The 19,241-nt window shown below is 29.2% G+C and carries 24 protein-coding genes and 2 pseudogenes; 19 read left to right on the top strand and 7 right to left on the bottom strand.

Annotation, left to right across the window (positions count from 1 at the left end):
* Positions 1–129 precede the first annotated feature (129 nt).
* The 6 genes from CNQ82_RS09570 to pmtD all read left to right on the top strand — a co-directional run bounded on the left by CNQ82_RS09570 (position 130) and on the right by pmtD (position 4,077).
* Positions 130–324 carry an SE1626 family protein gene (locus tag CNQ82_RS09570; RefSeq protein ID WP_095104413.1) on the top strand — a complete coding sequence of 65 codons (195 nt, stop codon included), beginning with the start codon at positions 130–132 and terminating at the stop codon, positions 322–324.
* Between the two features lie 175 nt (positions 325–499).
* Positions 500–880, top strand: coding sequence for a PSM export ABC transporter transcriptional regulator PmtR (pmtR, locus tag CNQ82_RS09565; protein WP_095104415.1), 381 nt, complete (start codon positions 500–502; stop codon positions 878–880).
* The gene (gene pmtA, locus CNQ82_RS09560; protein WP_123145071.1) at positions 877–1,767 is read left to right on the top strand and encodes a phenol-soluble modulin export ABC transporter ATP-binding protein PmtA; all 891 of its coding nucleotides are present in this window, start codon (positions 877–879) and stop codon (positions 1,765–1,767) included. The genes pmtR and pmtA overlap by 4 nt, the downstream gene beginning before the upstream one ends.
* Positions 1,764–2,450 carry a phenol-soluble modulin export ABC transporter permease subunit PmtB gene (gene pmtB, locus CNQ82_RS09555; protein ID WP_123145070.1) on the top strand — a complete coding sequence of 229 codons (687 nt, stop codon included), beginning with the start codon at positions 1,764–1,766 and terminating at the stop codon, positions 2,448–2,450. The genes pmtA and pmtB overlap by 4 nt, the downstream gene beginning before the upstream one ends.
* Positions 2,451–2,464: 14 nt before the next feature.
* Positions 2,465–3,352, top strand: coding sequence for a phenol-soluble modulin export ABC transporter ATP-binding protein PmtC (gene pmtC, locus CNQ82_RS09550; protein ID WP_123145069.1), 888 nt, complete (start codon positions 2,465–2,467; stop codon positions 3,350–3,352).
* Positions 3,349–4,077: a phenol-soluble modulin export ABC transporter permease subunit PmtD gene (gene pmtD, locus CNQ82_RS09545; RefSeq protein ID WP_123145068.1), complete on the top strand. Its 729-nt coding sequence runs from the start codon at positions 3,349–3,351 to the stop codon at positions 4,075–4,077. The genes pmtC and pmtD overlap by 4 nt, the downstream gene beginning before the upstream one ends.
* Before the next feature lie 52 nt (positions 4,078–4,129).
* Here pmtD and CNQ82_RS09540 read toward each other — a convergent pair whose 3' ends face one another.
* Positions 4,130–4,693: a thioredoxin family protein gene (locus CNQ82_RS09540; protein WP_123145067.1), complete on the bottom strand. Its 564-nt coding sequence runs from the start codon at positions 4,691–4,693 to the stop codon at positions 4,130–4,132.
* A 224-nt stretch (positions 4,694–4,917) separates the two neighbouring features.
* On the opposite strand from CNQ82_RS09540, the gene CNQ82_RS09535 reads away from it, so the two are divergent.
* The 3 genes from CNQ82_RS09535 to CNQ82_RS09525 all read left to right on the top strand — a co-directional run bounded on the left by CNQ82_RS09535 (position 4,918) and on the right by CNQ82_RS09525 (position 6,960).
* Positions 4,918–5,397 (top strand): hypothetical protein, encoded by a 480-nt coding sequence (locus tag CNQ82_RS09535; RefSeq protein ID WP_123145066.1) that lies wholly within the window; start codon positions 4,918–4,920, stop codon positions 5,395–5,397.
* 169 nt (positions 5,398–5,566) lie between these two features.
* Positions 5,567–6,127: an HAAS signaling domain-containing protein gene (locus tag CNQ82_RS09530; protein WP_095104429.1), complete on the top strand. Its 561-nt coding sequence runs from the start codon at positions 5,567–5,569 to the stop codon at positions 6,125–6,127.
* Positions 6,124–6,960, top strand: coding sequence for a DUF4097 family beta strand repeat-containing protein (locus tag CNQ82_RS09525; RefSeq protein WP_164711964.1), 837 nt, complete (start codon positions 6,124–6,126; stop codon positions 6,958–6,960). Before CNQ82_RS09530 ends, CNQ82_RS09525 begins: the two co-directional genes overlap by 4 nt.
* 55 nt (positions 6,961–7,015) lie before the next feature.
* Here the strand turns inward: CNQ82_RS09525 and CNQ82_RS09520 are convergent, their stop codons facing one another.
* Positions 7,016–8,059, bottom strand: a complete 1,044-nt coding sequence (locus CNQ82_RS09520) for a C45 family autoproteolytic acyltransferase/hydrolase (protein WP_123145064.1) — start codon at positions 8,057–8,059, stop codon at positions 7,016–7,018.
* 431 nt (positions 8,060–8,490) lie between these two features.
* Here CNQ82_RS09520 and CNQ82_RS09515 point away from each other — a divergent pair, with 431 nt between their 5' ends.
* Positions 8,491–8,664, top strand: coding sequence for a hypothetical protein (locus CNQ82_RS09515; protein ID WP_095107244.1), 174 nt, complete (start codon positions 8,491–8,493; stop codon positions 8,662–8,664).
* A 52-nt stretch (positions 8,665–8,716) separates the two neighbouring features.
* Here the strand turns inward: CNQ82_RS09515 and CNQ82_RS09510 are convergent, their stop codons facing one another.
* Positions 8,717–9,010, bottom strand: a complete 294-nt coding sequence (locus CNQ82_RS09510; RefSeq protein ID WP_123145062.1) for a YolD-like family protein — start codon at positions 9,008–9,010, stop codon at positions 8,717–8,719.
* A 195-nt stretch (positions 9,011–9,205) separates the two neighbouring features.
* On the opposite strand from CNQ82_RS09510, the gene CNQ82_RS09505 reads away from it, so the two are divergent.
* The 4 genes and pseudogenes from CNQ82_RS09505 to CNQ82_RS09490 all read left to right on the top strand — a co-directional run bounded on the left by CNQ82_RS09505 (position 9,206) and on the right by CNQ82_RS09490 (position 14,130).
* Positions 9,206–10,318, top strand: coding sequence for a tyrosine-type recombinase/integrase (locus CNQ82_RS09505; protein WP_164711963.1), 1,113 nt, complete (start codon positions 9,206–9,208; stop codon positions 10,316–10,318).
* A 2-nt stretch (positions 10,319–10,320) separates the two neighbouring features.
* Positions 10,321–12,384: a tyrosine-type recombinase/integrase gene (locus CNQ82_RS09500; RefSeq protein ID WP_164711962.1), complete on the top strand. Its 2,064-nt coding sequence runs from the start codon at positions 10,321–10,323 to the stop codon at positions 12,382–12,384.
* A gap of 8 nt (positions 12,385–12,392) precedes the next feature.
* Positions 12,393–12,755 (top strand): annotated as a pseudogene (locus CNQ82_RS09495) (DUF6262 family protein).
* Between the two features lie 4 nt (positions 12,756–12,759).
* A pseudogene (locus CNQ82_RS09490) lies at positions 12,760–14,130 on the top strand (hypothetical protein).
* A 42-nt stretch (positions 14,131–14,172) separates the two neighbouring features.
* Here CNQ82_RS09490 and CNQ82_RS09485 read toward each other — a convergent pair.
* Positions 14,173–14,583, bottom strand: a complete 411-nt coding sequence (locus tag CNQ82_RS09485; protein WP_123145060.1) for a YolD-like family protein — start codon at positions 14,581–14,583, stop codon at positions 14,173–14,175.
* 295 nt (positions 14,584–14,878) lie between these two features.
* Here CNQ82_RS09485 and CNQ82_RS09480 point away from each other — a divergent pair, with 295 nt between their 5' ends.
* Entirely contained in the window at positions 14,879–15,298 is a 420-nt protein-coding gene (locus CNQ82_RS09480) for a hypothetical protein (RefSeq protein ID WP_164711961.1), read from the top strand.
* Here the strand turns inward: CNQ82_RS09480 and arsC are convergent.
* Genes arsC through CNQ82_RS09465 form a run of 3 tightly spaced genes read right to left on the bottom strand, consistent with a single transcriptional unit; the run spans position 15,295 to position 17,320 of the window.
* Positions 15,295–15,696 carry an arsenate reductase (thioredoxin) gene (gene arsC, locus CNQ82_RS09475; protein WP_123145058.1) on the bottom strand — a complete coding sequence of 134 codons (402 nt, stop codon included), beginning with the start codon at positions 15,694–15,696 and terminating at the stop codon, positions 15,295–15,297. The two genes, CNQ82_RS09480 and arsC, sit on opposite strands and share 4 nt — an antisense overlap.
* Before the next feature lie 17 nt (positions 15,697–15,713).
* Positions 15,714–17,006: an arsenite efflux transporter membrane subunit ArsB gene (arsB, locus tag CNQ82_RS09470; protein WP_164711960.1), complete on the bottom strand. Its 1,293-nt coding sequence runs from the start codon at positions 17,004–17,006 to the stop codon at positions 15,714–15,716.
* Positions 17,006–17,320, bottom strand: coding sequence for an ArsR/SmtB family transcription factor (locus CNQ82_RS09465; RefSeq protein WP_123145057.1), 315 nt, complete (start codon positions 17,318–17,320; stop codon positions 17,006–17,008). Before CNQ82_RS09465 ends, arsB begins: the two co-directional genes overlap by 1 nt.
* A 204-nt stretch (positions 17,321–17,524) precedes the next feature.
* On the opposite strand from CNQ82_RS09465, the gene CNQ82_RS09460 reads away from it, so the two are divergent.
* From CNQ82_RS09460 to CNQ82_RS13165, 4 genes are all read left to right on the top strand, one after another.
* Positions 17,525–17,725, top strand: coding sequence for a hypothetical protein (locus tag CNQ82_RS09460; protein WP_123145056.1), 201 nt, complete (start codon positions 17,525–17,527; stop codon positions 17,723–17,725).
* 32 nt (positions 17,726–17,757) lie between these two features.
* The gene (locus tag CNQ82_RS09455; protein ID WP_123145055.1) at positions 17,758–18,078 is read left to right on the top strand and encodes an ArsR/SmtB family transcription factor; all 321 of its coding nucleotides are present in this window, start codon (positions 17,758–17,760) and stop codon (positions 18,076–18,078) included.
* Positions 18,079–18,167: 89 nt separating this feature from the next.
* On the top strand, positions 18,168–19,052 hold the full coding sequence (locus tag CNQ82_RS09450; RefSeq protein WP_123145054.1) for a permease: 885 nt from the start codon (positions 18,168–18,170) through the stop codon (positions 19,050–19,052).
* 13 nt (positions 19,053–19,065) lie between these two features.
* Positions 19,066–19,194 (top strand): alcohol dehydrogenase, encoded by a 129-nt coding sequence (locus CNQ82_RS13165; RefSeq protein WP_069796513.1) that lies wholly within the window; start codon positions 19,066–19,068, stop codon positions 19,192–19,194.
* Positions 19,195–19,241 lie beyond the last annotated feature (47 nt).

Genomic DNA, 19,241 nt, shown 5'->3' with positions numbered 1-19,241 from the left:
TATAGAAATTTCTGCCAAATTGACACATTTTTTTATCTAAAGAAGAAAATGAAATAGCTTTCATGAATTGTTGCAAGATATGTACGTACAGAAAATATTTGTTATAATCAACTTGTTTGAGGTGAAAAAATGAAACATTTAACAAAAATCTTCGTTGTTATTGCGTTGCTATGTTTTGCGGTAAGTATCTATTTTCAAACGGCCCATCAGGAAGGTTCGGGCATCAAATTAATGCTTGCAGCAATTATGTTTATGATTTGCGCTTTTATTAGTCGCAATAACGATAGAAGAAAAAGAGAAAGAGATAAGTTCAATAAAAAGTAGCTGCATTTATATTTTAAGTGCGGTTACTTTTTTTATCTTTGTATATACTTTATATATACTTTATATATACACTTAGATAAGCAATTTCACTGTATTAGCAATAAAAGTATTGAAAATTGTAGACATCATGTATATATGTGTGTATACTGTGTATATACAGTTATGGAGGAGTTACATGAAAATACTGCTTAATAATAATAGTGAATATCCGATTTATGAACAAATCAAGCAGCAAATCAAAGAGAATATTCTTAAGGGCTATATTTCACCTGGCGAACACCTTCCATCTATGAGAGAACTTGCAAAGGATTTAAGTGTAAGTTTAATTACGACTAAACGCGCTTACGAAGATCTTGAAAAAGATGGATTTGTGACAACGGTGAGAGGGAGAGGCACTTTTGTCAAAGAACAAGATAACGCTATATTGAAGGAAAAACAATTTATTGTGATTGAAGATTTAACGAAATCATTAGTCAAAGAAGCAAAGACCATTGGGATGTCACTTGATGAACTGACTGAAATTTTATCGCTGATTTATGAGGAGGAAAGAGAATGAATCAAAATGCCATTGACGTTAAGCATCTTACTTATCAGACTAGCAACTTTGAACTTAGTGATATTTCATTTCACGTACCAAAAGGTTATGTCACTGGTTTTATTGGTTCAAATGGTGCAGGAAAAACAACATTGATTCGTTTGATTATGAATCTTTTAGCACCTGACTCCGGTACTGTTCATATGCTGGGCGAGAAAATGCCGAACTTTGAAAAAGAAATCAAAGAAAAAATAGGCTTTATCTATTCAGAATTATACTTAAATGAAAAGTGGAATATTACAAAGTGCGAAAAAGTCTTTAGTCTGATGTATAGCACTTGGGATAAAGGATTATTTGAAAAATATATCGCAAAATTTCAATTACCTTTAAATAAGAAAATCAAGACTTTTTCTACAGGAATGAAGATGAAACTCTCATTTGCAATTGCTTTCAGTCATCATGCAGAACTCTATATACTAGATGAACCGACAGCGGGTTTAGATCCTGTAACTCGAAATGAAGTGCTTGAAATTATTCAAGATGAATTAATAAATGAGAAAAAATCGGTTTTCTTTTCTACACATATTATCTCAGATATTGAAAAAATAGCAGATCATCTTGTCTATCTTAAGAACGGTGAAATTATCTTTGATGAACAAAAACATACATTATTGAAAAAATATCAAGTTATACGTGGGAATATCGAAGACCTTGATGAAGAATTAATGAGTTATATTATCAATTTGAAAATAAAACAAACAGGTTATGAAGGTTTAACTAGAGAGGCAGAAGCTTTTAAAGAATTATTCGGTAATCGAGTAGTAATTAAACAGCCTAGCATTGAAGAATTAATGGTGAATATCGAGCAAAGTGGATTAGACACGATTAAATTAGGTGATATTCTATGAAAAAACTCATTATACGTAATTTAAAACTAAGGAAATCATCATTAATACTCTATTTAATTTTACTGATAATCTCGCCTATATATCACTTGTTTATTGATAAAAATACAATGATTGGAGGTTTTTTCTATTCAATTATTGCTGCAATTATAATGCTTATTTCTCTTTTTGATTGCGGAAACGCATTTAGATTGCAATTTAAATTGGGCGGAAATAAAGCTTATTATTTTAATCACAGCTTGCCCTTTAGCGCTAAAGAACAAACCGATGCGCATTATTTAACCACTGTTATTATGTCTCTAGCTGGTGCTTTAATTTTACTTTGCTATTATGACATTCCAGCAAGCGGGGAGATTAATGGTGTAAATATGACTACCCCTTTATTTTTCATAGCAATAAATTTGATAGGACATGCGATTGCATTTCCTAAGTGTTCTGAAATCAGAAGAGATTTTATACCCTATTGGGGATTTGTAGTTGTGATGAATCTTATTATGCCGTTTGTGATTACTTTTGCAATGTTTGGTGTAGTCCGTATTACAAAACCTATGAAAATGACAGATAGTTTTATCAATAACTTTATAAATGGCGCAGGTGTTTTGTTATTGATTCTTAGTTTAGCTTTCTTTAGTTTTACTTATTTAAAACAGTTGAGACGAATTAAAAAAACGAAACAACTACATTAAAGGAGGTAATTTTGATGAAATTAGAACATATCACCAAGCAATATGGCGATAACAAAGTATTGAATGATATTGATTTTAACTTTGATGACAGTCGTATTGTCGGTTTAATTGGTAAGAACGGCGTTGGTAAAACAACTTTAATGAAGATTATGAATGGTAACATTATTAATTATAAAGGAAAGGTAGATTTATCTCCTGAGGATAGAGTGGGATACTTAATTGAACATCCTAAACTTTATGACAATAAAACAGGTTTGTACAACTTGAAAATTTTTGCACAAGTATTAGGCAAAGGCTTTGATAAAGCATATGCACAAAAAATTATCGATGCATTCGGTATGGCACCGTATATAAAAAAGAAAGTTAAAAAGTATTCAATGGGGATGAAACAAAAGCTAGCTATAGCAGTTTCATTAATGAATAAACCGAAATATTTAATATTGGATGAGCCTACAAATGGTATGGATCCAGATGGCTCAATTGACGTATTAGAAACAATTCAAAAACTTGTAAAAGAATTAAATATGCATATCTTAATTTCAAGTCATAAACTGGAAGATATTGAATTGATTTGTGATAGAGCCGTTTTTCTAAGTGACGGTCATTTTGTTCAAGATGTTGATATGTCACAAGGCACACCTCAAGATACAACTGTTTTAACGTTAGGCCATGATTTGACAAATGAAAAGTTCAAAGAAGTTTTAGATTATTTAACTGTGCACTTTAAAATTCTACAGAGTCATAAGGAGTCAGGAGAAATTTCTCTTCAAGCTATAAAAGATTATAAGCCTTTATTAAAAGGTTTGGCAGGGTTAGAAATATATCCTGAATATATTGAAACACGTAAAACTTCATTAAGAGATACTTACTTTAATATTAATCAAAGAGGTGAGAAAAAGTGAAAATCTTTCAATTAGTAAAATTTGACATAATTAGTATTTTAAAAAGTCCGCTCACTTATTTAGCATTCATTTTAACTTTCTTACCATTAATCGGTATTACAGCTTTGATTAATCAACAAATGCATAAAGTTAATGCTGATACGATTATGTCAGCGGGCAGTTGGTTCTTTTCTATAGTCGGTTTACTCTTTGTGATTAAAACAATTACGAGGGATATTGGACAAGGTACGATTCAGCTTTACTTGAATAAAGTCAGCAGTCGTGTGAAATACTTTATTGCTAAAGTAATTTCAATTATGTTTATCGCTTTATTAATGACAGGTATCCTTGATTTGTTTGTATATATTGTCCAAAGTGTAACTAAAGGGCCGGATCTTAAGGATGAGAAGTTTATACAAATTTTATGGTTCTATTTGATTTTCTTCTTATTCTTTGGTTTGTTGCTGTTCTTAATTTCCTTAATTGTGCCAAAACCAGCACTTATTTATGCACTAGGTATTTTCTTAATATTAATTGTGCCGTTTGCAGAACCATTCATACCAATGATTCCAAAAATCGGGGATAATATTCAAAAATCTTTAAAGTATATTCCGTTTAGTTACTTAACTAGCAAAACAACCTCTGGCAGCTACACATTTTCACATTGGCAGTGGTTTATCTCTTCAGCATCGATTGTGGTATTCTTCATCGCAAATGCATTGTACATCTCACGCAAAGATATATAATTGGAAGAGCCGGAATCAATCAGCTATGCTGCATTCCGGCTTTACCTATGCTTTAAGGGTTGAGTAACTTATCAATGATTGAATTATAGACATCTTTCCAAAGATTAGAATCTGTTTTGAAACGATTAGCAATTACCGTGTGTACTTGTTGTGCTTTTTCGTCATAATCAGGATCTTCTTTGCTTGGTAAGTAATCTTTACGTGTTTTTTCTACAAAAGATTGAACAGAAGTTGCGCGTGGCCCCCAAACATTTTCTTGCTCAAAGTTATCGTTTAAGAATATAAAGATTGGGATTGAGCGTGATTTGCCATTAGTTAAATATTGATCAATTAAATCAGTGTCTTGGTCTCTGTGAAAGACATGGACTTCTAAATTTAATAATTCGCTGATGTGTTTCAAAATTGCAATGTTCATCATGGCGTCCCCACACCAATCTTCTGAAATCACAAGTACTTTGTTATAATCTTTTTGTTTAATTTTATTGATACGCTCATCATCTTGCGGTACTGAAAAATCATTGTAAATTTTTAACAATGCTTCCTTATTTTCACTCATTTGCTCAATGTACGTGCTTAGATCTTGGCTGTTTTTATAGTACGTTTCTAAATTTGCCATGCTCATACCCCCTTCGTATATTATAAATATTATAGCAATTTTTAATAAGGAATAAAAAGGAAAAGTTTAGAAAATTCAAATATTTAAAGTTTGTGGTTAAAACGCTCATCTTTTGTGAAAAAAACGATTACATAGCATATTTTAGAGTGTAAATAATTAAAAAGTAGTATGATAGAGATGAAAATAGAACAAACTTAATTAAATTAAAGAAAGTGGTGAATTCTATGAGAAATAAGCTGGTTGCAATTACTGTATTTATAGTAATCAGTGTAGTAACTCTATTAATATCGGGGTATATTAATAATACAAAATCAGTCGATTTATCTGAACTGAAAATTGATAATTTAAAAATGAATGAAAAATTTAATGAAAAAGGATTTAAAGTGAATCACGAGATTCAAGTTGATCGCTACAATTTTTATTATAATGAAAAGCATCCTAATTTTATGGTGAAGGTAGATAAAAAATCACAACGTATTAAAGGGATTATGCTAATTAAAGATAATAAAATCGGAACAAATCAAAATTTCACAGTAGGGGATTCTATCGATGATGTAATACAAGCATTAGGAAGCGGCTATCAATTGAGTAAAGGTAAAAATGATTATAAAACTTTAACTTATTCAGATAAAGATAACCATCTTAATTTGAAAGTTTTATATCAAAATGATGAAATTCGACGAATTGAATTTTATAAATGGTAAATTTATGTTTAAAGGTGGCGTCGATAATCTAAGGCGTCATCTTTTTTGTTAGAATAATTTATTATTAAGAACATAGGCAATAAACATTTATATATATTTTTAAAGTTTAAATATTTTAAAGCTTTGTGAGTTTAAAGTATAATATAGGGAAATCTGGGAGGTGGACCAATTGAACAAAATTACATTTTTAAATGACTTGGAAAGCGAATTAAGATGGTTGCCCAGAAAAGAACAAGACCGAATCATGTTTCATTATGAAGATATCTTTTATGAAGGAGAACGAAAAGGACGTTCTGAAGTTGAAATCTTAGAAAGTATGGAATCTCCTAAGAAAATTGCTAAAGAGATTTATGCTCAACACGCAATTGATAATGCAGAAAGCGCTCCTAATGCGCAGAATGTTACCAAAGCAGTATTGGCAACTGTTGGTATAGGATTGCTGACTTTAGTGATTATATTAATTCCTTTGATTTTTGTAGTAATTATTATGCTTGCTATGCTGCTCATTTCGCTTGTCTTGCTGTTATCACCGATTATAATGGCATTTGCAAACATCTTAGATGGATTTTCACATTTTCTATTTAGTGACTTCTTATTCTCGATAGGTTATTTGGGTCTAGGTATTATATTTATTGTTTTAATATTTAAATTAGCTGAAATTCTGTATAAATTAATTTTGAAATATTTACGATGGAACTTAAAACTAATAAAAGGGAGCATGCAAGGATGAAGAAATTATTGATAATCGGAATTGTCATATTTATTACTTTCTTTTCACTCGGCTCTCTGGTTTGGTTTGTACATGATAAAAATATCTTGCCTAATGAAAAAGTACATAAAACTTTTACTGATGAAAAAGTTCAAGATATTACGGTAAGTGGTAAAAAGGCGAATATTAAAATTGTGCAAGGGGATAAGTTAAAGTTGAATTACAATGGTGAGAAGCCAATCAACTATTCAATTCACAACGGTATTTTAAAAATTTCAGAGAAACAAAAGAATGATATTGCACCTACAATCAATCCTTTTAAGCAGAATAAGCAAAACATGATTATTGAAGTGCCAAAGAAAAAACTGCAAGACATTAATATTTCGACAGATACTGGAAATATTGTAACAGATAAACTAACAGCTGAGACAGTTACAATTTGGAATAATGTTTCTAATATCAATTTTATTAAAAGTCGCTTTGATAATATAGAGGTCAAAGCAGAATCTACAGATTTAGACTTTGATCAGACGACATTAAAAAATAGTGATGTCAAAATTCAAAATGGTTCTATAGCAGGTACGCAATCAATTGTACAAGACAGTGTATTTATAATTGAGAACGGTAATATCACTTTAAATAAGATGGCTGATGCTTGTGATTTAAAATCATTTGCTAAAAAAGGAAGTATCAGCTTCTCGTATAAAAATGTTCCTAAAGATACGTTATTAAAATTAAATCCATCTGATGGAGAAAAAGTTGTTAATAACCCTTACTTTAAGGATGAGAAAGTCGGCAGTGGCGAAAATGTTCTTGAATTTTACACTAATCATGGTGATATAAAAATTAATTAATAGAGTAGGGACAAGATGATAAAGCCTTATTTAAGGATTATCTTGTCCCTCTTTATTATTTAGAGGCAAATTGTATATCAGTATCGATAATACCTTCAATTGTTGTCATATCAAGCTCATTGCCTTCTAACCATCTAGCAAAGTCAATTTGGATTGGAACACCATTTTCTCCTAACGCTAACCAAGCTTGCATAGTTTCGGGTTGGTACAAGCTAGTATGAATTGTACCAGACCAACTGCTGAATAATTTGCTGTAAATTTCATAAGATGGGTTATTAAATAATTCAAAAGCTTTTATTTTGTCCATGTGGATATCTGTTTGCTTTAGTGTACGAGCGAGTCGCTCTTTAGATTCTTTAGTATAATTTCTATTTTCATGAGTTAATAATTTAAAATGATTAGTACAAGTGCGATCGTATCTTACGCTAATATCACGTGGAGAGACTTCGACGATTGCGTGATTTAAATTTTTATCCATTACGATATAACTAAACGAACTGCGGTGTGGAAGTTCATTCAATAACTGAATGGCTTCATTTGTATCTTTGCATAGTTCTAAAATCAGTCTCCCAATCATATAACATACAAACCCATTCGAAGGCTTTTTGCGATGCATAAAATTATATCCCATAGCTAAACCAGCAGAATTCAGACCGTCCATTCTTCCTGTAATTCTTGAAGTAGGTCCAATTTGGGCTAAGCCGCCATCATGAGGTTGATACAATAAATAACGCCCGTCATAAGTTGCAGGATGATAGTCATAATTTCTGACAAGATAGTCGTTCCCTAAAAATACTGTACATCCGCTATCCTTTTTAATCGGCGTAAATCGATAGTGTGCAAAATTGAAAACAATTTGTCTTATAGGCATTTCAAGCACTTCACGCATACCGATTAATTCTTCCCATATTTGTGGAGCGTAAGTCTGGAATATATCGTATGTTTCGTTAACATCTATATCAAAACGTGGCAAACGTTTTTTCCATTCTTTTTCTCGATTTTGAAGTAAGCGAGTTTGTTTCATCCATTTCCCTGTTTCTACTCCTAAATCAAAGTGTGAACCTCGAAAAGTCATGATATCTGAGTGAACTTTTTGCATTGTAATATCTCCTTAATTTTTTGTATTTACAAATGTTACAATAATGTAATTTTTTATTAATAGACTCTAGAAATAATTGTGTATTACAATATAGTCAGTAGAAAGAAAGAGCAAATGTCACTTGAAACGCGAAGCAAACGTTCAGAGGTGATGAATATGATTCAAGATTATTATAACAGAGCTTATTCTGCTGTATACAGATGGTGGAGAGGCGCTTAATACTTAATCTTAATATAAAACGAAATAGTAAACTTGATTGCAGCAGGTTTCTTATTTCGTTTTTTTACATATATTTTCTCTGTGTTTTGGTAAAATAAATTCTAGGTTGAATGCTTGAATTCAAACATATCAGGGTATATGTTTTAATGATGAATTTAAGTGTGCTATTATTACAATATGCAGGCTATTATTTTTATAGAGGTGAAAATAAAATGTTAGACTTTATTAAAGGCTTTTTCAAATTCTTCTTCAGCTTAGCACTTATCGTGTCAGTTGTTGTCGGCGTAGGTGTAGCAGTATTCGCTTATGTCTTTAAGAAAGATTTTGAAGACATTGAAAGAAGAACAAAAGAAATCGTTTCAGATATCGAATCTGGAAATGAATAATTAAGAGATGGAGCACTTGCTGATTTAATCGGCAAGTGCTTTTTCATTTTTACTAGCGGAGCAAAGTGATGTGAACGATATCTAATAAAGAGAGCTGTACTAGTTGTAACGTTTTTAAATCTTTGCCGATGAGAAGTTGCTCTAAATAATCAATCTTTGTCGGCATTAAATCTAAAGCACGTATCCAACCATTTTTAAAGTAACGTACCTTAATAGCAGTTTGAGTATGAAATGCCGTTTGAATCTGTTGATTGAGTTCGTGAATTTGGTCTTCAGATAAGACGGGACGTTCTACTTTGGTTTGATCTACAGCATATTGATGTAAGCGTTCAAATTGCTCTGGCAAAGTTGCGAAAGGTTATATATATGTTGAAGAATATAGACTATTTTGTTTAAAATGAATCATATTTTAAGAAAAAATGAACAAAGTAAAAATATTAAATAGTCTTTTTTTATTACGTGTAATAAGTTTAATATGTATGATGTAAAAAGAGTTTGAATAGTGTATACTTATACTATTAAAATTAGAAATGAGATTATTATGAAAATAGTAGAAGTAAAATCTAAGAATGGTATTAATTTTATGATTTTAGATGGTAATAATGAACCTATAGTAGATGCAGTAAGATATTTGAAGTATCTGGATAGTGTTAAGAAAAGTTTAAATACCAAGAAAACCTATGCCTATGCACTAAAAAATTTTTTTGTTTACTTAGAAAGTAAAAAGATATGCTATAAAGAAGTTAGTTTTGATAACTTTGTTGATTTTATAAGATGGATGAAAACACCTTTTGAATATGAGAATGTCCTCTCTTATCACCGAAAAGGAAAAAGCATTAGTCCTAAGACAATTAATCTGACTATGACTGTAGTATCTAATTTTTATGATTATCTCTATAGGAGCAAAAAATTAGATGTTAATTTCTATGATTTTATGCATATGGAAAGTAAATACTCTAAAAAATATAAAAGTTTCATGCATCACATAAATAAGGACTATAGAACGTTGAAAAATATTTTGAAAGTTAAAGAACCAAAGAAAAAAATAGAAGTGTTAACTAATGCGGAGGTTAAGAAATTATTAGAGGAAGCTAATAATATTAGAGATAAATTCTTAATACAATTACTATATGAAACCGGGTTACGTATAGGTGAGGTATTATCATTACGTATTGATGATATTAAATTTAACTTTAGAAAAGGCCATCAAATAGTTTTGAAAAATAGATTTAATGATAATGGTACTTATTTGAAAACTGGGGAAAGAAAAATATTTATTTCCCAATCGTTAATTGATTTATACGATGATTATGTCTACGAAATAATTGACGAACTTTCAATATGTTCTGATTATCTTTTTGTAAAAATAAAGGGGAGAAATGTAGGAGAAGCTATGAATTATAGTGATATATATTCATTATTTAAAAGGCTAAAACATAAAACATCTATAAATGTTCATCCTCATTTATTTCGCCATACACATGCAACTGTTTTTTATAATGAAACTAAGGATATAAAACAAGTTCAAGAAAGACTTGGTCATAGTAATATACAAACGACTATTAATTTATATGTTCATCCTACTGAAGAAGATATACGTGAAGATTGGAATAAAGTAAAGCATCAATTTCAAGTTTTTAATAAAGGGGAATGACTATGTCAATACCAATTAATTTACCTACAAACAGTACTATGATTAATGAATTATGTACATTACAAAGTAGAGCCATCAATATAAAAGGAGAGGTTTTAATAACTGAAATACATGATGATTACTTTTTTAAAAATGATGAGTGGCACATTACAGCTTTTAACAAATTCAAGCAATTTCAAGATAGTATCAAGAACTATAGAGACAAAAGAAAAAATGTTTTCTTTAGGATTAAAAGTAAAAATTTGAATTTAGAATTTAAATACCTTTTTTTGAAACTGATAGTTAAAGAGGATTGGTCTTTATCTAATTTATTTAATACTGGAGCAGTAAAGCTTAATAAAATTGCTAAGTTCTTTAATGAAGTTTATCCAAATTTAAATTCTTTACTGGATTGTGATATAAATACATTAGAAAAGCACTGGTTTAATTGGCTGACTGAAAATAATATACCAATAAAAAGAAGATCATCAACAATAGTCTTTGGTGATTATGAATACAAAAGCGGACTGGCTTCTTTTTTAAAGAATATGTACATTAATCTAATTAAGTTCATTGATAAGCGAGAAGAATGGGAAAAAGATAAATGGGATATTAGAAATTTAGAAAAATATGGGTTGAGTTATAATAAAACACTAACTGGCAATTATTTAAACTTTGAAAAAATTGAGTCAATTAAAATGCGAGAATTAGCAAAAAAATATTTGAAAAATCGTTTGATAACTGGTGATATAGCATTTGCTACAGCAAGGTTTTATATAAGAGTTTTAACTAGTTTTTTTCAAAATATATCTAAAAATAAAGAAACAAGGAATAGTTTAAATGAACTAGATAGATGTCATATCGAAGCATATATAGAATTTTTATTTGAATATGCAGCTAATAAAAATTTGCAAAGTACTAAGAACTTTGTGAGAGAAGAATTAAAAACAATTAGAAGGTTCTTAAACGATATTATAACTCAAAACTATGCTATAGCACCGTACCAAGATATACGATTTTTAATTTATCCTCAAGACTTACCTAAACACGAAAAGAAAAATAGTAGCCAAATTGATTATATCCCAGACTTTGTATTGGAACAGCTTTTTGAGCATATAAATGATTTGCATAAAGATTTAATACCTGTAGTTTGGATAGCTTTTAAAACAGGATTAAGAATTTCTGATGTATTGACATTAAAAAATAATTGCCTTGCAAAAGTTAATGGAAAGTATTCAATTATCACAGATATTGCTAAAACTTTTGTTAAAGGACATAGAATACCAATTGATAATAAATTAGCTGATATAATAGCAGTTTTAATAGCCGATTCTAAAAGTAAAAGTACAAAAGATAATAATCCTAATAATTATATTTTTGCTATTTATAAAGGAAAAAGAAAGGGAATGCCCTTTACACAACATATGGTCAGAGCACACTTAAATCATTTATCAAAGACTAAAAATATTATTGATGAACAAGGAGAAATCTTCCATTTCAAAACCCATCAATTTAGACATACCTATGCAGTAAAATTGTTAAATGGTGGAGCAGATATATTAACGATACAAGAATTATTAGCACACTCCTCACCAGAAATGACTCTAAGATATGCTAAGTTACTTGATGATACAAAAAGAAAGGCTTTTGAATCTGTTATTGATCAAGGAGCTTTTAGTTTTGATGTTGACGGTAAAATTAAAAATATACAGCATAGTAGTGAACTATCTGAAAAAGCATTGAATTCTTTATGGCAAGAACATAAATTAAACGCAATGGACAATCCTTATGGCACTTGTCATGCTAGATTGAGCGGTGATTGTCCATACATGGAAGCTCCGCCATGCCTGACTTGTAATTCTGGGAAACCATGTAAGGATTTAGCTATTGGATTTTCTGATTTAGATGTTGAAAAATATGAATTACATATCAAATCAACGGTCAAATCTATAGAATTAGCTAAAAATAATAATAGACAAGATATGGTTGAAAAGCATATAAATATATTAAATAAATATGAAGAAATACTAGGTAATATAAAAGATGGAAACATTATATTCGGGAGAAGTAATAGAATAAAAGTATAGAGGTTAAGATGGAAAAATTTAATAGACAAGAACAATTAAAACAGTTGCATGCAGAACGAAAAGTTAAAACCGAGAAAAAAGTTGATAAAGCAATAAATGATTTAGTTCAAAAAATAAAGAAATTAACTTTAACATCGTTTCTAAACATTCAAAAGTTTCTAAAGCTACATTATATAAAAATAATAAAATTCGAAAGAAAATAGAGAAGTTACGTGAACAAAACAGAGAAATATTTGTTCATAAAAATAAAAATGACGGTAAAGATGCGTTAATCTCCTCTTTAAAAAGAAAAGTAAATTCTTTAGAAAAAGAAAAAAATGTTGAAAGAAGAAATTAGCGTTTTATATTCTAGGTTATATGAGGATATTTAAAATAATGGACAATAAAATTGAAAAGATTCTTGAAGATATTAATAAATTACAAGGCTATAAAGTAACATATCAATATGCTACTGCTATAAATATAAAAGATAATAACATGAACCCTTGGTTTGAAAAAGTTGAGGAAATTCTATTGAATGTAAAAGGAGTTATACGCATTTTATCTCCTGACAACCCCCCGGTAAATTATGATTATTGGATTTTACCTGGAAGATATAAAAGACATACAAAAGAATATCACGAAAAACTAGAAAAATTTTTAGAAAAATTTGCTACTAATGCAAATATTAATGATGGATTGTTTGATCAAAATAATATAAATGGATACAAATATAAAAAATATATATTTACTCCACATATTGAAATTACTCATGAGAACACTTTGAATTTATTTTTTTTAACCTTAACTATATTTAACAATGGTACATTTGTTATAGAAATCATTGAAGACTTAGAGAGTATAAACTTTGGAAGCGACTTGTATAGTACTTTCTCATGTGTAAAAGATAAGATATATCCTCTAATTAATCAAGAAAAAAATAATAGATAAAGACAGTATCAATTGTATGGTAATAGACATTGTAAAAATATTAGAGATGTTTCTAGGCAAATTAATAGAATTATAAAAAATAATAGTAAGGATATTTTTGAATACAAAGTATCTAAAAAGATGGGTTTTGAAGTTTATTATTTAGCTAATGAAAATGAATTTACTGATGATCCTTTCTATGAGGACGTGAAGATTCAAGAGTGGTTAGTAAATGCGCCTATTTTTTCATTTGAAGGAAAAAGTAAACATTTTAGGCAAGATGGTTATAGCGATAATTATATAAATTTCTTGAATAAAGCATCTGTTTTTGTAGTTTGGATGGATGAGCAAGAAGGAGATGTTTTAGAACAATGTTCTCAAATGGCACTTTATTTCAATAGTTCTGCTAATTTCTTTTTCTTAGAAACTATGTTAAATGAATTACAATTGTATGGGTATCAACAATATAATTTAAATGGAAAAAAAAGAAGCCCTATATTTTAGACAATGGATACTAAATTTCAAGAGATCTATTGCAATTATTTATAGAACAAAGCTTTTACCTAGTTTATATTTATATTTGTATCTAAAAAATAATAATGATTTTAAATCTCCTCAATATATTGAAGAATTAAACAAAGAAGAATTATCACTAATTGAATTGGAACAGTCATATAAGGAAGAAGAAATAAGCGAAAAATTAAATAAACTTTTGTTAATAATAAGTCTTTTATCAATTTTCCAAGTAGTAGAAATTTTTTCAGTGATAAAAATAATATATTTAATATCAGTATTATACTTATAATGATTTTGCTAGAAGTATTTCGAAAAAGGTAATTATAAAAACACTATTTAAACTTTTTAAAAGTTTAAATAGTGTTAAGTGATACTACAAACGTTAGCATTATTTAAATTATATATATTATTGTTAGTATCAGAAAAGGAAAATGTATTACCAATTTCATCCTTTTTTAAAATTTTTCCCGTATATTTTGAAATGTTACCGTCTTCCCAATATGTGATTGTACATAACTCATCTTTTCTAATTTTCATTTGAAAAATCTGGTCTAAATTATCTAATGAATCATATGTTAGCAACGGTTTTTCAACATTATCTTGATTCTTTATAATTTGCTCTAAAATTTCAAACTGTTGTGGGAGAGTCGCAAAAGCTTGCCATTTGATTTTTCCGCGCCCTTGAGGAATTCTAGGGTTTAAATATTCTCTTGGGATTTTTCTATAATCAGTTTCATATTTATATTTGTCAGGAGCGTTTGGATTAGGAATCATAAAATCACCTCACCACAATTATAGAACATACGTTCTGCTCCGGCAAGGATTATATAAATTTTTTAAGGTGATTAATTAATTCAAAATAAGTTATTTCCTAGATGGAAAGGTTGAGTGAGATTATCGAGTTTATAAACAATAAAGAAATTTTAAATATACTTTTGGGAGCTTTTATAACAATATTGACTGGAACTGTAATGTTTGTAATACAAAGTACTATGAAATATTTATTAAAAGAAGAGGAAATTTGTATATCTACTTTAAACATGTTCCTAGTATAATAACGTCTAAACCAATGTGTAAATCAAAAGAAGCAGAGAATTTATATAGAATTCAAGTTCCTTTATGGATAGAAATTCATAATACTAAAGAAATAAAGCAAATAATAAGAGATTTCAATATTGTGGCTTATTATAAAAATAAAAAAGTAGATGATTTTATACAAATAAATGAATACACAATCAATAAAATTCCATTAGCTAATAATGGGTCATACTCTTTTATAATCGATTCAAATGAAATAAAAACTTACGAGTTGTTTTTTTATTTAGATACAAATAAGAAAATTGATATGTTAAATGTAAGGTGTTTTGATGGACATGATAAAACAAAAATATATACATTAAAAAATTTTGATGAGGACATGAAGTCAGGCACTCAAGATTTAGATAGTAAATGGAGAAGGTTAAATAATTCAAAGAAACACTCGAATTAAACGAATGTTTCTTTGAATTGTTTTATTCGATTTTTGATTTCATCTCTAACACGTTGGAATTCTGACCACTCTTTACCTGCTGGATCATCAAAACCCCAGTGTTCTTTTTTGATGCTTGGAGGTAATATAGGACAATTATCATCTGCGTCACTACATAATGTTACGACCAAATCTGACTGCTCTAAGATATCACTATCAATCAAATCTGATGTATGGTTTGAGATATCAATATCCACTTCTTTCATAGCTTCAATTGCTTTAGGATTAACGCCATGTGTTTCAATCCCTGCAGAATATACACGCCAGTCTTCACCTAATATTTGCTTTCCCCAGCCTTCAGCCATTTGGCTACGACAAGAGTTGCCAGTACATATAAAATAAATTGTTTTCTTATCCATAATTAAAGCCTCTTTTCTTAAAATATAATTAGTGTAAGGTATAAACCTAAGAGTGTTATAAATAATACTGGAATAGTGATGATAATACCAGTTTTAAAGTATGTTCCCCATGAAATTTTCACACCCTTTTGAGTTAAAACATGTAGCCACAATAATGTTGCTAAAGAACCTATTGGCGTAATTTTAGGTCCTAAATCAGAACCTATGACATTCGCATAAACCATACCTTCTTTAATAGTTCCAACTACATTTGATTGTCCGATAGCAATAGCATCTATTAAAACTGTAGGCATATTATTCATAATTGATGATAAAAAGGCCGATATAAAGCCCATGCCCATGATACTGCCAAACAATCCATGAATTGAAATATTAGATAATACGTCGGCTAAAATTGTTGTGATACCTACATTTTTTAAACCAAATACAACTAAGTACATACCAATAGAAAATACAACAATATTCCATGGCGCACCTTTAATGACTTGTTTCGTATGTACTGCTCTAGACTTACGCGCTAATAATACGAATATTAAGGCAATGATACCAGCAATGATTGATACAGGTATTTGTATAAACTCACTAACAAGATATCCCACGAGTAGTATTGCTAATACAATCCATGAAATTTTAAATAGTTTTGGATCTTTAATTGCGTCTTTAGGCATCGTAAGATTTTCTGTATCGAACGTTTTAGGTATAGATTTTCTGAAATATAGCCATAAAACAAGAACACTGGCAATCAGAGAGAATATATTAGGAATAATCATTCGACTAAAATATTCAATAAATCCAATATCGAAGTAATCTGCAGAAACGATATTAACTAAGTTACTTACAATTAAAGGTAGTGATGTAGTATCGGCAATAAAACCACTGGCAATAATAAAAGGAAAAATCACTTTTTTATTAAATCCTAGATTTCTTACCATCGCTAATACAATGGGCGTTAAGATTAAAGCTGCACCATCATTTGCGAAAAATGCTGCTACAATTGCCCCTAATATCATGATAAAAACAAACATTTTTAATCCATTACCGTTTGAAGCCTTGACCATATGTATCGCAGACCATTCAAAAAATCCAATTTCATCTAATATTAATGAAATAAGAATAACAGCTACAAATGTTAAGGTAGCATTCCAAACAATACCTGTTACTTCTAATACATCGGAAAAACTTACGACTCCCGTAATGATAGCAACGACAGCTCCAATTAAAGCTGTAATACCAATATCTAATCCCTTAGGTTGCCATATCACAAAGGTTAAAGTTAAAAGAAAAATCACAATTGCTAAAGCTGTCATCATCAACATTCACCTGATTTCACATTTTTACATATACAGCGTTGATCAGAAGTATTAACGATAGTTAAATTTTTATTGACGTCATCTAAAATAGCATGATTAAGTTGATACATGTGTTTGTTACCGTCTTTTCTTGTAGTAACTATATTGTTTTCTACTAACGACTTCATATGATGACTTAGAGTTGGTTGTGAGAATTGAAAATGTTCTAGTAAGTCACAGGCACATAATTCACCACAAGATAGTAAATCTAGTATTTCTAATCTGCTTGAATCTGATAAAACTTTTAATATTGCTGATAAATCTTTATAAGACATAAATATACCTCCTATCCATAACATAGATTAACATCTATATAGCTTTGTGTCTATGTAGTTTTTCGACTAATTTTAGTATTAGATTAGAGTGCGTCGTAAATAACTAGTTTTATTATCTTGCAAAAGTTAAAAAAATAATTTATAGTTAATACATCAAAAAAAGTTGATGTATTGTTTTAGTATTTTATAAAGGAGTTCTATTTTATGAGAGTAAATCATGCAAGTACACTATCTGTTGATTATTTTGTTAGTTATTTGAACCTAATCATGACATCAAGAGAAGTCACTTTAAAAGAAGCTATAATATATATGAAGAAAGAGTTTTTTAAAGGTGAGACTGATATGTATGGTAAAATGACAGAAACTCATTTTAATTTAGCAATACAAGAACTTAAACAAAAATAGAGGTATGTAAATATAAGAGAGGTGAACTTTCAATGGAAGTTATTAAATCTAGCCCTAATAGAACCGAGGAAGAACAATTAGAATTTTATGAACAGATGTTTAATGCGCTCGCTGACAAAATTAGACTTAAAATTCTACATTCAATACGTCAAAGCGATTCAAATACTTTATGTGTTTGTGATTTAGAAGAATTATTAGCGTTAAAACAATCTAAACTCTCCTATCATTTAAAAAAATTAGTAGATGCTAATATACTTATTGCTGAAAAGCATGGCACATGGAATTATTATAAAATTAATGAGCAACAAATACAGGTGGTTTTAAATGAAGATACTTGCTGTAAGATACTTTAAGTATCTTCTTTTTAACATAGAGTTAATCAACTTTTTTTGATTAATATATCAAAAAAAGTTGATTAAATAAATTCGGAGGCGTTATACTAATGATAGATTCAATTATGGAATTTATAAAAACATTTCTAATGCTATTTTTTGAATTATTAATACTGTTCATAATCGTAAGTTTTATTGTAAGTTTAATTCAACAAGTAGTTTCGGAAGATAAAATCAAAAACATGTTAAGTAAGCATAACCAAGGAATTAATTATTTTTTAGGCATGGTATTTGGTGCGATTACTCCCTTTTGTTCCTGTTCAACTATTCCAATACTCGCAGGATTATTAAATTCTAAAGTCCCTTTTGGTCCTTCTATGAGTTTTTTAATTGCTTCACCATTGATGAATCCATTAATGATGTTTATGTTATGGGCTTTATTAGGTTGGAAAGTTGCAATAGTTTATTTTGTTGTACTAGCAATATTTAGTATCTTAACAGGTTTTGTATTTTCAAAAATGAATTTAGCTGAAACCTATAAAGGCGTAAATGTTAAAGGCGATGGATTTTTTGCCAATAAAGAAGGATCTCGTTTTAAACAAGCATTAAATGATGCGTGGGCATTTTTATATCCAATGCTTCCTTACCTATTTATTGGTGTGTTTATTGGTGCCTTTATATATGGGTTCGTACCCGAAACATTTATTACTAAATATGCAAGTGGAGATGGTGTTTTACCCGTATTCATTTCTTCTATTATAGGAATTCCTATGTATATTAGACCCGAAACAATGTTACCTATAGCTGAAGCGTTAGTATCAAAAGGAATGTCTTTAGGAACAGTTGTTGCGTTGATCATTGGTGGCGCTGGTGCAAGTATTCCAGAAGTTGTATTGCTATCTAAGCTATTCAAGAAAAAATTTGTAATATCATTTATTATCGCAATTTTAGTTGTAGCTATTGCTACTGGCTTAATTGTTAATTCAATTATTTAAGGAGGTGAATTAAATGGGAATCAAAGATGTGTTGAATAAATTAAAACCCAAAGACCAAGAATGTTGCTCTGTAGAAATTGAAGAAAGTAAAGATGTTAAAGAAGAGAAGGATGAGAAAAAAGAAAATAATAAATGTTGCTAAGCTAGAAAAGATACCGTTTTTTAATCGGTGTCTTTTTAAATTTGACA

Source organism: Staphylococcus debuckii (genome assembly GCF_003718735.1).
GTDB lineage: Bacteria > Bacillota > Bacilli > Staphylococcales > Staphylococcaceae > Staphylococcus > Staphylococcus debuckii.
The sequence above is the reverse complement of the archived record's forward strand: the minus strand, read 5'-3'. Positions and strand labels throughout refer to the sequence as shown.

Coding starts and splice junctions, on each gene's coding strand:
- CNQ82_RS09570 (WP_095104413.1), top strand. CDS start 130: ATGAAACATTTAACAAAAATCTTCGTTGTTATTGCGTTGCTATGTTTT.
- pmtR (WP_095104415.1), top strand. CDS start 500: ATGAAAATACTGCTTAATAATAATAGTGAATATCCGATTTATGAACAA.
- pmtA (WP_123145071.1), top strand. CDS start 877: ATGAATCAAAATGCCATTGACGTTAAGCATCTTACTTATCAGACTAGC.
- pmtB (WP_123145070.1), top strand. CDS start 1,764: ATGAAAAAACTCATTATACGTAATTTAAAACTAAGGAAATCATCATTA.
- pmtC (WP_123145069.1), top strand. CDS start 2,465: ATGAAATTAGAACATATCACCAAGCAATATGGCGATAACAAAGTATTG.
- CNQ82_RS09540 (WP_123145067.1), bottom strand. CDS start 4,693: ATGGCAAATTTAGAAACGTACTATAAAAACAGCCAAGATCTAAGCACG.
- CNQ82_RS09535 (WP_123145066.1), top strand. CDS start 4,918: ATGAGAAATAAGCTGGTTGCAATTACTGTATTTATAGTAATCAGTGTA.
- CNQ82_RS09525 (WP_164711964.1), top strand. CDS start 6,124: ATGAAGAAATTATTGATAATCGGAATTGTCATATTTATTACTTTCTTT.
- CNQ82_RS09520 (WP_123145064.1), bottom strand. CDS start 8,059: ATGCAAAAAGTTCACTCAGATATCATGACTTTTCGAGGTTCACACTTT.
- CNQ82_RS09515 (WP_095107244.1), top strand. CDS start 8,491: ATGTTAGACTTTATTAAAGGCTTTTTCAAATTCTTCTTCAGCTTAGCA.
- CNQ82_RS09505 (WP_164711963.1), top strand. CDS start 9,206: ATGAAAATAGTAGAAGTAAAATCTAAGAATGGTATTAATTTTATGATT.
- CNQ82_RS09500 (WP_164711962.1), top strand. CDS start 10,321: ATGTCAATACCAATTAATTTACCTACAAACAGTACTATGATTAATGAA.
- CNQ82_RS09485 (WP_123145060.1), bottom strand. CDS start 14,583: ATGATTCCTAATCCAAACGCTCCTGACAAATATAAATATGAAACTGAT.
- CNQ82_RS09480 (WP_164711961.1), top strand. CDS start 14,879: ATGTGTAAATCAAAAGAAGCAGAGAATTTATATAGAATTCAAGTTCCT.
- arsC (WP_123145058.1), bottom strand. CDS start 15,696: ATGGATAAGAAAACAATTTATTTTATATGTACTGGCAACTCTTGTCGT.
- arsB (WP_164711960.1), bottom strand. CDS start 17,006: ATGATGACAGCTTTAGCAATTGTGATTTTTCTTTTAACTTTAACCTTT.
- CNQ82_RS09465 (WP_123145057.1), bottom strand. CDS start 17,320: ATGTCTTATAAAGATTTATCAGCAATATTAAAAGTTTTATCAGATTCA.
- CNQ82_RS09460 (WP_123145056.1), top strand. CDS start 17,525: ATGAGAGTAAATCATGCAAGTACACTATCTGTTGATTATTTTGTTAGT.
- CNQ82_RS09455 (WP_123145055.1), top strand. CDS start 17,758: ATGGAAGTTATTAAATCTAGCCCTAATAGAACCGAGGAAGAACAATTA.
- CNQ82_RS09450 (WP_123145054.1), top strand. CDS start 18,168: ATGATAGATTCAATTATGGAATTTATAAAAACATTTCTAATGCTATTT.
- CNQ82_RS13165 (WP_069796513.1), top strand. CDS start 19,066: ATGGGAATCAAAGATGTGTTGAATAAATTAAAACCCAAAGACCAAGAA.